At 71.9% G+C, this 10,348-nt stretch carries 9 protein-coding genes; 7 read left to right on the plus strand and 2 right to left on the minus strand.

The genetic code is table 11. The features are described 5' to 3' along the window. Positions 1-116: 116 nt before the first annotated feature. From E1258_RS25525 to E1258_RS25545, 5 genes are read left to right on the plus strand one after another with little or no spacing between them, the layout of a single operon-like run. Positions 117-1,841, plus strand: a complete 1,725-nt coding sequence (locus E1258_RS25525) for an acyclic terpene utilization AtuA family protein (RefSeq protein WP_132405590.1) — start codon at positions 117-119, stop codon at positions 1,839-1,841. After that, complete coding sequence (locus E1258_RS25530; RefSeq protein WP_132405592.1) at positions 1,838-3,028, plus strand: acyl-CoA dehydrogenase family protein; 1,191 nt, start codon at positions 1,838-1,840, stop codon at positions 3,026-3,028. Before E1258_RS25525 ends, E1258_RS25530 begins: the two co-directional genes overlap by 4 nt. Next, positions 3,025-4,626, plus strand: a complete 1,602-nt coding sequence (locus E1258_RS25535; protein WP_132405594.1) for an acyl-CoA carboxylase subunit beta — start codon at positions 3,025-3,027, stop codon at positions 4,624-4,626. Before E1258_RS25530 ends, E1258_RS25535 begins: the two co-directional genes overlap by 4 nt. Before the next feature lie 55 nt (positions 4,627-4,681). Further along, positions 4,682-6,667, plus strand: a complete 1,986-nt coding sequence (locus E1258_RS25540) for a biotin carboxylase N-terminal domain-containing protein (RefSeq protein WP_132405596.1) — start codon at positions 4,682-4,684, stop codon at positions 6,665-6,667. Beyond that, a complete protein-coding gene (locus E1258_RS25545; RefSeq protein ID WP_132405598.1) occupies positions 6,664-7,827 on the plus strand; it encodes an acyl-CoA dehydrogenase family protein in 1,164 nt (387 codons plus the stop codon). The genes E1258_RS25540 and E1258_RS25545 overlap by 4 nt, the downstream gene beginning before the upstream one ends. A gap of 477 nt (positions 7,828-8,304) precedes the next feature. Here E1258_RS25545 and E1258_RS25550 read toward each other — a convergent pair whose 3' ends face one another. Together E1258_RS25550 and E1258_RS25555 are read right to left on the minus strand one after the other, a co-directional pair. Further along, the gene (locus E1258_RS25550) at positions 8,305-8,499 is read right to left on the minus strand and encodes a DUF397 domain-containing protein (protein WP_132405600.1); all 195 of its coding nucleotides are present in this window, start codon (positions 8,497-8,499) and stop codon (positions 8,305-8,307) included. 13 nt (positions 8,500-8,512) lie between these two features. Next, positions 8,513-9,343: a helix-turn-helix transcriptional regulator gene (locus E1258_RS25555; RefSeq protein ID WP_132405602.1), complete on the minus strand. Its 831-nt coding sequence runs from the start codon at positions 9,341-9,343 to the stop codon at positions 8,513-8,515. 219 nt (positions 9,344-9,562) lie between these two features. Between E1258_RS25555 and E1258_RS25560 the strand changes: the two genes are divergently transcribed. After that, positions 9,563-9,748, plus strand: a complete 186-nt coding sequence (locus tag E1258_RS25560; RefSeq protein ID WP_132405604.1) for a hypothetical protein — start codon at positions 9,563-9,565, stop codon at positions 9,746-9,748. Continuing rightward, positions 9,745-10,113: a hypothetical protein gene (locus tag E1258_RS34075; RefSeq protein WP_207919711.1), complete on the plus strand. Its 369-nt coding sequence runs from the start codon at positions 9,745-9,747 to the stop codon at positions 10,111-10,113. Before E1258_RS25560 ends, E1258_RS34075 begins: the two co-directional genes overlap by 4 nt. The last annotated feature ends 235 nt before the right edge of the window (positions 10,114-10,348 follow it).

Here is a 10,348-nt window from a genome sequence, read left to right on the forward strand (position 1 = left end):
GCCCCGCCCGGCCCCCTGGAGGCACGATGGTCGACCTCACGGACCTGCGTACGGATCTGACCGACGGGTCCGGGCAGTTGCCGCGAGCCGCTGGGCACCCGGCCCGGAGTGGTCGCGTGAGCGCGCCGCTGCGGGTCGGGAACGCGTCCGGCTTCTACGGTGACCGGTCGGCGGCCTGGCGGGAGATGCTCGACGGCGGCGAGCTGGACGTGCTGACCGGCGACTACCTGGCCGAGCTGACCATGCTGATCCTCGGCCGGGACCGGCTGCGCGACCCCGGGCTCGGCTACGCGAGGACGTTCCTCCGCCAGCTCGAGGGGTGCCTCGGCACGGCGCTGGAGCGGGGGGTACGGATCGTGACCAACGCCGGCGGGTCGAACCCGGCCGGGCTGGCCGCCGCGATCGGGTCGCTCGCCGACCGGCTCGGCCTCACCGCCGCCATCGGGTACGTCGAGGGCGACGCCCTGGCCCGCCCCGACGCGCTGACCGCGAACGCGTACCTGGGGGCATTCGGGATCGCCGCGTGCCTCGACGCCGGGGCCGACGTCGTGGTGACCGGCCGGGTCACCGACGCGTCCCTGGCGGTCGGGCCGGCCATCGCCCGGTTCGGCTGGCAACGCGACGACCTCGACGCGTTGGCCGGGGCGACAGTGGCCGGGCATCTGATCGAGTGCGGCGCACAGGTCACCGGCGGCAACTTCAGCTTCTTCACCGAGCTGCCCGACGGCGGCCACCGCCCCGGCTTCCCGATCGCCGAGATCCACCCGGACGGTTCCTCGGTCGTCACCAAGCACCCGGGTACCGGCGGCGCGGTCACGGTGGAGACGGTCACGGCCCAACTCCTGTACGAGGTGGGCGGCCCCCACTACCTGGGCCCGGACGTGGTGTCCCGGCTGGACACGATCGAGCTGACCGCCGACGGGCCGGACCGGGTGCGGGTCAGCGGGGTTCGGGGCACCCCGCCGCCCGGCACCCTCAAGGTCGGGGTGAACCGCCTCGGCGGGTTCCGCAACTCGATGACGTTCGTCCTGTGCGGGCTGGACATCCCGGCCAAGGCGGCCCTGGTCCGGGGCCAGATCGAGGCGGCCGTGGGCGCGCCCGGGCTGGAGTTCGTCCTGGCCCGCACCGACCACCCGGACGCGGGCGACACGGAGGCGGCGAGCGCGCTGCTGCACGTACACCTGCGCGACGGCGACAAGGCGCGGGCCGGGCGGGCGTTCTCGGCCGCCGCGGTGGAGCTGGCGCTGGCCTCCTACCCGGGCTGCACGCTCACCACCCTGCCCGGCGACGCCACCCCGTACGGCGTGTTCACCGCCGACGCCGTGCCGCAGGACGCCGTCGAGCACGTGGCCGTGCTGCCGTCGGGCGAGCGGGTGCCGATCGCGCCCCCGCCGGTGACGTGTTCGCAGGGGCCCCCTGTGCAACAGAATGCGTTAACAGGGGGCCCCTCCTTGCACCCGAACCGCACCCGGCGGGGGGCGCTGGGCGAGCTGGTGGGGGCGCGGTCGGGCGACAAGGGCGGCGACGCGAACCTCGGCGTCTGGGCCCGTACCGACGCCACCTGGGCGTGGCTGCGCGTGTGGCTCACCGTCGAGCGGCTGGCCGAGCTGCTGCCGGAGACCGCACCACTGACCGTCGAGCGGTACGAGCTGCCGAACCTGCGCGCGGTGAACTTCGTGATCCGGGGGCTGCTCGGGCAGGGGGTGGCCGCGTCCACCCGGTTCGACCCGCAGGCGAAGGCGCTGGGCGAGCTGTTGCGATCCCGCGTGGTCGACCTGCCCACAGCGCTCCCGCCAGATCTTGCGCCAGATCTCGCGGCGACCGGGAGGGCCACGGCGTGACCATCGTCGACACCCCCGAGCGGCGGCAGTTGCGTGAGCTGACCCGGGCGTTCGTCACCGGCGAGGTGCTGCCGCACCTGGCCGACTGGGAACGGGCCGGCGAGGTGCCCCGGGAGCTGCACGCCACCGCCGCGAAGGTCGGCCTGCTCGGCGTCGGTTTCCCCGAGCGGGTCGGTGGCAGCGGCGGTGACCTGCTCGACTCGATCGTGGTGACCGAGGAGATCATCCGCTCGGGCGGCTCGTCGGGGCTGGTCGCGGCGCTGTTCACGCACGGCATCGCGGTGCCGCACATCGTCGCGTCCGGCGACGAGGACCTGATCGACCGGTACGCCCGGCCCGCCCTGGCCGGCACGGCGATCGGCGCGCTGGCGATCACCGAACCCGACGGCGGCTCGGACGTCGCCTCGATCCGTACCCACGCCCACCGCGACGGCGACCACTACGTGGTCAACGGGGCGAAGACCTACATCACCAGCGGAATCCGGGCGGACTTCGTGACCACCGCGGTCTGCACCAGCCCGCCGGGGATGGGCGGGCTGAGCCTGCTGGTGATCGACAAGGGCCTGCCCGGGTTCACCGTCGGCCGGCCGCTGGAGAAGCTGGGTTGGCACTGCTCGGACACCGCCGAGCTGTCCTTCGTCGACGTGCGGGTGCCGGTGGCGAACCGGATCGGCGCGGAGGACACGGGCTTCCTGACGATCATGCAGCACTTCGCCACGGAGCGGCTGTCGCTGGCCACCCAGGCGTACGCGATCGCGCAGCGCTGCGTGGAGCTGGCGGTGCGCTGGTGCCGGGACCGGTCGACGTTCGGCCGGCCGCTGGCCAGCCGGCAGCTCGTCCGGCACCGGCTCGCCGAGATGCACACCCGCGCCGAGGCGGCCCGCGCGTACGTGCACGAGGTGGCCGAGCGGGTCGCCCGACCGCTCCAGCTCGGTGCGTCCGCCGCCGCGCCACGATCTCGAGCGGTCGCCGGAGAGCCGGTGGTGACCGAGGTGGCGATGGCGAAGAACGTGGCGGTGGCGGCCTGCGCGGACGTGGTCGACGCCGCGCTGCAACTGCACGGCGGCTACGGCTACCTGCGCGACGCCGAGGTGGAGCGGCACTACCGGGACGCCCGGGTCCTCGGCATCGGCGGCGGCACCACCGAGGTCATGAACGAGATCATCGCGAAGGGGATGGGGCTGTGACGACGCTGGGCAGCGCGCTCGACCCGTCCGCGCCGGCCTTCCGGGCCAACCGGGAGGCCCTGCTGGAGCGCCTCGCCGAGCTGGAAGCGGCCCTCGACCGGGCCCGCGCGGGCGGCGGCGGGAAGTACGTGGCCCGCCACCACGGGCGCGGCAAGCTGCTTCCCCGGGAGCGGATCGAGCTGCTGCTCGACCCGGACAGCCCGTTCCTGGAGCTGTCGCCGGTCGCCGCGTACGGGACGGATTTCGCGGTCGGGGCCAGCGTGGTGACCGGGATCGGCGTGGTCGAGGGCGTGGAGTGCCTGGTCGTGGCCAACGACCCGACGGTACGCGGCGGCGCGGTCAACCCGTGGTCCCTGGCGAAGACCCGGCGGGCCGGGGAGATCGCCCTCGCCAACCGGCTGCCGATGATCAACCTCGTGGAGAGCGCCGGTGCGGACCTGCCCACCCAGGCGGAGATCTTCATCCCGGGCGGGCGGGTGTTCCGCGACCTGACCCGGCTCTCGGCCGAGGGGATCCCCACGGTCAGCGTGGTGTTCGGCAACGCCACGGCCGGCGGCGCGTACGTGCCCGGCATGTCCGACCACGTGATCATGATCCGGGACCGGTCGCAGGTCTACCTGGCCGGGCCGCCGCTGGTGCGGATGGCGACGGGCGAGGTCACCGACGACGAGTCCCTCGGCGGCGCGGCCATGCACGCGACCCGTTCCGGGCTGGCGGACTTCCTCGCTGAGGATGAGCGGGACGGCATCCGGCTCGCCCGGCGGTGTGTCCGCCGGTTGAATCGGCGCAAGCTTGGCCCGCCGCCGCGCACCGCGTTCCCCGAGCCGCCGAAGTACGACCCGGAGGAGTTGCTCGGCGTCGTCAGCGCCGACCTGAAGGTGCCGTTCGACCCGCGTGAGGTCCTCGCCCGGGTGCTCGACGGTAGCGAGTTCGACGAGTTCAAGCCCGCGTACGGGACGGCGCTGGTCACCGGGTGGGGTGAGTTGCACGGGTACCCGGTCGGGGTCCTCGCCAACGCCCGGGGCGTGCTGTTCAGCGAGGAGGCGCAGAAGGCGACCCAGTTCATCCAGCTCGCCAACGCCGCCGACACCCCGCTGGTCTTCCTCCAGAACACCACCGGCTACATGGTCGGCACCTCCTACGAGCAGCGCGGCATCATCAAGCACGGCGCGCTCATGATCAACGCGGTGTCGAACTCGAAGGTCCCCCATTTGACGGTCAACCTGGGGGCCTCGTACGGGGCCGGCAACTACGGCATGTGCGGGCGGGCGTACGCGCCCAGGTTCCTGTTCACCTGGCCGAACGCCAAGTCGGCGGTGATGGGGCCGGCGCAGCTCGCCGGGGTGCTGTCGATCGTTGCCCGGCAGGCCGCCGCCGCCCGGGGGCAGGAGTACGACGAGGACTCCGACGCCGCCATGCGGGCGATGGTCGAGCAGCAGATCGAGTCCCAGTCCGGGGCGTTGTTCCTCTCCGGCCGGCTCTACGACGACGGGGTGATCGACCCCCGGGACACCCGTACCGTCCTCGGGCTCTGCCTGTCGGCGATCCACAGCGGACCGGTACGGGGTGCCGACCGCTTCGGCGTCTTTCGCATGTGAGCGCGAGGAACGCAGCGAAGCGGAGTCCCGCAGTCGCGAACGAAAGGCAGGCTCAGTGATCCAGAAGCTGCTGGTCGCCAACCGGGGCGAGATCGCCCGCCGGGTCCTCGCCACCTGCCGGGCGCTCGGCGTCGCCACGGTCGCCGTGCACTCCGACGCCGACGCCGACGCGCCCTTCGTCGCCGAGGCCGACCTGGCGGTACGCCTGCCGGGGAACACGCCCGCCGAGACGTACCTGCGGGCCGATCTCATCCTGGCGGCGGCCCGCCTGACCGGCGCGGACGCCGTGCACCCCGGTTACGGCTTCCTCGCCGAGAACGCCGACTTCGCGGCGGCGGTGACCGACGCGGGACTGACCTGGGTGGGGCCGCCCGCCAAGGCGATCGCCGCGATGGGCGACAAGATGGCGGCGAAGGCGCTGCTCGCCGACGCGAACGTGCCGATGCTGCCGACCTGGACCGACACCGCCGAGATCACCGCCTTCCCGGTGCTGGTGAAGGCGTCCGCCGGGGGCGGCGGGCGCGGCATGCGGATCGTCTCCGACCCCGCCGGGCTGGCCGAGGCCGTCGCGTCGGCGCGCCGCGAGGCGGCGGCGGCGTTCGGCGACGGCACGGTCTTCGTCGAGCGGTACGTCGAGCGGGGCCGGCACGTCGAGGTGCAGGTCTTCGGCGACAGCCACGGCACGGTGCTGGCGCTGGGCGAGCGGGACTGCTCGATCCAGCGCCGGCACCAGAAAATCGTCGAGGAGGCTCCGGCGGTCCTGCCCGACGGGGTGCGGCAGCGGCTGCACGCCGCAGCGGTCACCGCCGCCCGCGCGGTCGGCTACGTGGGCGCGGGCACGGTGGAGTTCCTGCTCGCCCCGGACGGTGAGATCTTCTTCCTGGAGATGAACACCCGCCTCCAGGTGGAGCACCCGGTCACCGAGGCGGTCACCGGCCTGGACCTGGTCCGGCTGCAACTGCTGGTCGCCGAGGGCGAGGCGCTGCCGCTGGCGGCGACCCCGCCGCCCGACGGCCACGCTATCGAGGTACGCCTGTGCGCCGAGGACCCGGCTCGTGGCTACCGGCCGGCGACGGGCGTCCTGCACCGGTTCGCGGTCCCCGGGGTGGTTGGCGAGTTCGGGCCGGCGAGGGGGCTGCGCCTCGACTCGGGGGTGGTGGACGGCTCGACGGTCGGCGTGCACTACGACTCGATGCTGGCGAAGCTGGTCGCCTGGGCCCCGACCCGCGCGGAGGCCACCCGGCTGCTGGCCGGCGCCCTGGCCCGCGCGGAGCTGCACGGGGTGACCACCAACCGGGACCTGCTGGTCCGGGTGCTGCGCAGTGACGAGTTCGGGGCGGCCGAGGTGGACACCGGCTTCCTGGCGCGGCATCCCGACGTGTTCGCCCCGCTGCTGCCGGCCGACGAGCTGCCGCTGACGGCCCTCGCCGCCGCGCTCGCCTCGGCCGCAGAACGTCGGGCGGCGGCCCCGGTGCTCGCCGGGCTCCCCTCGGGCTGGCGCAACGTGCCGGCGTTCCCGCAGATCACCCGGTACGCCGGGCCGGGCGGCGACGAGGTCGAGGTCCGCTACCGGCTGGACCGCACGGGCGCACTCGCCGAGTGCTCGGTGTCTGCCGGCGAGCGCTCGTTCTCGCCCAGCGTGGCCCTGGTCGCCGCCGCCCCGGACCGGGTGGTCCTCGACGTCGACGGCGTGCGGCGCGCGTACTCCGTACACCGGGTGGGGTCCGAGGTCTTCGTGGACGGCCCGGACGGGGCGGCGAGCCTGGCCGAGCTGCCGCGCTTCCCGCTGCCGACGGCGGAGCTGGCGGCCGGGTCGCTGCTCGCGCCGCTGCCCGGCGCAGTGGCCCGGGTGCACGTCGAGGTGGGTCGGCGGGTCGCCGCCGGTGACCTGCTGCTGACCCTGGAGGCGATGAAGCTCGAACATCCCGTGCTCGCCCCCGCCGACGGCGTGGTCGCCGAGCTGCCGGTGCCGGCCGGCGGCCAGGTCGACACCGGTGCCGTGCTGGCCGTCGTCACCGCCCTCGAGGAGGCACCGTCATGAACTTTGACCTCACCGACGAGCAGGGCCAGCTCCGCGATGCCGTCCGGGCGCTGGGCCGCAAGTACGGCCACGGCTACTTCGTCGAGAAGGCGAAGTCCGGCGAGCACACCACCGAGCTGTGGAACGAGGCCGCCCGGCTCGGCTACCTCGGCGTCAACATCCCCACCGAGTACGGCGGCGGGGGCGGCGGCATCACCGAGCTAACCATCGTCTGCGAGGAGTTGGCCGCCGCCGGCTGCCCACTGCTACTGCTCGTGGTCTCCCCCGCCATCGTCGCCACGATCGTCACCAGGCACGGCACCGAGGAGCAGCGCGCGCGCTTCCTGCCCGCCATGGCGGACGGCACCCTGAAGGTGGTGTTCGCGATCACCGAGCCGGAGGCCGGGTCGAACTTCCACCGGCTCGGCACGGTGGCCCGCCGCGACGGCGACGACTGGCTGCTGACCGGCCGCAAGTGCTACATCTCGGGCGTCGACGACGCACAGTACGTGCTGGTGGTGGCCCGCACCGAGGACGCGGCGACCGGCAAGCTGAAGCCGGCCCTGTTCCTGGTGCCGACCGACGCCCCCGGGCTGACCCGCTCCAAGCTGGACATGGAGATCGTCTCCCCGGAGAACCAGTTCATGCTCTACCTCGACGACGTGCGGCTGCCCGCCGACGCCCTGGTCGGCGGGTCGCTGGACGCCGGCCTGCCCGCGCTGTTCTGCGGGCTCAACCCGGAACGGATCACCGTCGCCGCGATGGGCGTCGGCACCGGCCGGTACGCCATCGAGCGGGCCAGCGGGTACACGGCTACCCGCAAGGTGTGGGGTGGCCGGAGCATCGGCACCCACCAGGGGGTGTCGCACCCGCTCGCGCACGCGGCCGTGCAGGTGGAACTGGCCCGCCTCATGATCTACAAGGCGGCGACCCTGTACGACGCCGGCCGGGACCTGGAGGCCGGCGTCGCCGGCAACATGGCCAAGTACGCCTCCGGCGAGGCCGCCGCGCTCGCCGTGGACACGGCGGTGCAAACGTTGGGCGGCGCGGGCATGACCACGGAGTACGGCGTGGCGACGCTGCTGGGGGCCGTGCGGGCTTACCGGATCGCCCCGGTGACCCGGGAAATGATCCTCAACTTCGTGGCGCAGCACGTACTCGGGCAGGACAAGTCCTACTGAGGGGCAAGGTGAAGACCAACGAGACTTGTGGTAACGCCACCGGGCTTTAATAGAAAAATGCGGCACAGGGTCGCAGGCCGAAGATCGTGCTCGATCAGGGAAAGAGTGGCCTCCGTCCGGGAGCGACACCACTCTTTCCCCGATCGAGCGTGATCTTGTCCCGGTCGAACACGCTCGCGGAGCAGGGACAAGTCAGGATCGCCGAACTCCATCCCCTGCCCACGTACGACGAAACGTGGGCCTGACTTCGACACAGGCTCTAGCTGCGCAGCGCATCGGGATCAACACCGAGTTGCTTAGCCAAGCGCTTGATCACCAGTTTGAGGTTGGGCTACCTGTCGAGCCGAACTGCACGCTGGCGCAACCCATCCGGGTGCATTCGAGGGGCGGAAACAGGGAACTTCCTGGTCAGGCACCAGTCGACCGTGATCGAATCTCGCCAAGCTACCGGGAAGGACCTCATGGTCCTGGTAGCAGTCAGGCGTCGATGCTTCCGGCCTTGACGCCATTGACGAAGCCGGTCCACTGCTTTGAGGTAAAGGACAGCAGTGGGCCATGACGGTCCTTGCTGTCGCGGACCATGACCCTCCCGGGCGGGCTGGCAACCTCCACGCAGTTGCCGCTTGAGCCGGACCTGGTGCTCTTGCGCCAAGTTCCGCGAGGCAGGTCCATGCTGCGCGCCCTCCTACGTGATCAAGTCCGCCGCGATCGTCCGGAGCGTATCTCGTGTCGGCCCGGGTGCCAGCGCAAGGGCTTGAAGTTGCTCGTGCGCTGCGGCGTAGCTGGCGATCTCGGATGGCCGGTCCAGGTACAGCGCGCCGGTCAGGGTGTCGACGTACACCATCCGTTCCTCGACCGCCTCCGGGTACGGCTCGGGCATCGGCGGGAAGTCGAGGATCACGAAGCTTCCGTCGAAGCCAACCCCGGCCGAGTACGGGAGTAGTTGGATCTGGATGTTGCTTCGGGTCGAATCCTCGATTAGCCGCATGAGCTGCCCGTGCAGCACCTCCGGGCCGCCGACCATGCGCCGGGCTGCTCCCTCGTCGATGACCACGCGCAGCATCGGCGGGTCGTCGGAGGCCAGGATGGCTTGCCGCTCCATCCGCAACGCAACCTGACGTTCCACCTCACTATCTCGCATTGGGACTGGAGCACCCTGAAAGGCCGCGCGGGCGTAGTCCTCGGTCTGCAACAGGCCGGGTGCCATCTGGCACTCGTAGGTGCGGATGATCGATGCCTCGGACTCCATCCCCACGTAGGCAGTGAACCAGTCGGGCAGGACATCGCTGTACCGCTGCCACCAGCCGCGTTGCTTCGCCTGCCGGGCCACCGCGATGACAGCTTCCGCCTGGGCACCCTCGACGCCGTACAGAGCCAGCAGCGCACGCACGTCGTTCGGGTGCGGCCGGACCTCAGCTGTTTCGACCCGACTGAGCCAACTCCCGTCATGATCGACTCGGCGAGCCGCTTCGGCTGAGGTCAGGCCGGCCCGGTCACGGAGTTGCCGCAGGGTCATAGCCAGTCGTCGGCGCCTGACCGTGGGGCTTTGGCGTTGAGGCACCCTGCCATCTTGCCACCCGAGCGACAGAATCCCCTTCGCAGACACGCTGGAGGGAGTTCGGGAGTCCGCATATTGCGGTTTTCCTAATCTGCATGCCATGGTGTTGCAGGATGTGGCGGCCGGATGACCGTGCGTGGCCCGGCCGCCGCGTCCCCGCACCCGGAGGAGGCAGGGATGCGCAGACGCATCACCTACGGCCAGTACCTCGCCGCCGTCGCGGCGACCCTCGCCCGCCGGCACCGGCCGATCTGGTCCTGGATCAGATGGCGGTACGTCTGCAAGTGCGGCAACGAGCTGCCCTGCCGGCAGAAACACAAGCTCCCCATCAGACGCGGCCACTGGCCGGGTGAGCGCGAGTGACCACGCCCAGCCCTGCACCGCACGCGGCCGGCGTGATCGAGTTCCGCGCGGGGATGGTCTTCCACGTGACCCGGGCGGCGAGTCCGCAGTTCGTCCAGCCGATCTTCTTCCGGCTGATCAAGGTCCGAGAGGACTGGATCACCTACCACGGCTGGATCTGGCTGCACGGCTACCAGCTCGACGCCAAGGGCGAGGCGGTCGCGCAGCGCTCCATCTTCGTACAACCTGCGGGTTTGATCGTGCAGAGCCCGCCGCCGGTCCCGGCCCGCCGCCCGCAGCCGGCCGGATCCGTCGTACGCCCCAAGCAGCGCCAGGCCACCTCGGCGGCGGGCAACGGGGCGGCCCAGAGTGCTGCCAGGCGCTGACGATGTCGCAGCCTGCCCTAGCTTGATCTTTAACCCTTGCGTCGTGGCCTCGGGCTATTCGAGGTCTTCGTTTTCTTGGTGTTGCTGTTCGGCTTGTTGCTGGTAGCGGCTGTGACGATGTGGACGTCGTGGCGGGCGGCTCGGTGGCGGTTGGGGTGTCCGGGTGGTCGTCCGGGGCCTGGTCGGCTCGGTTTCGGTGAGGCGGCGGGGCAGCCGGCTTTGGTGCGTAGGTGCC

The organism is Micromonospora sp. KC207, from assembly GCF_004348615.1.
Classification (GTDB): domain Bacteria; phylum Actinomycetota; class Actinomycetes; order Mycobacteriales; family Micromonosporaceae; genus Micromonospora.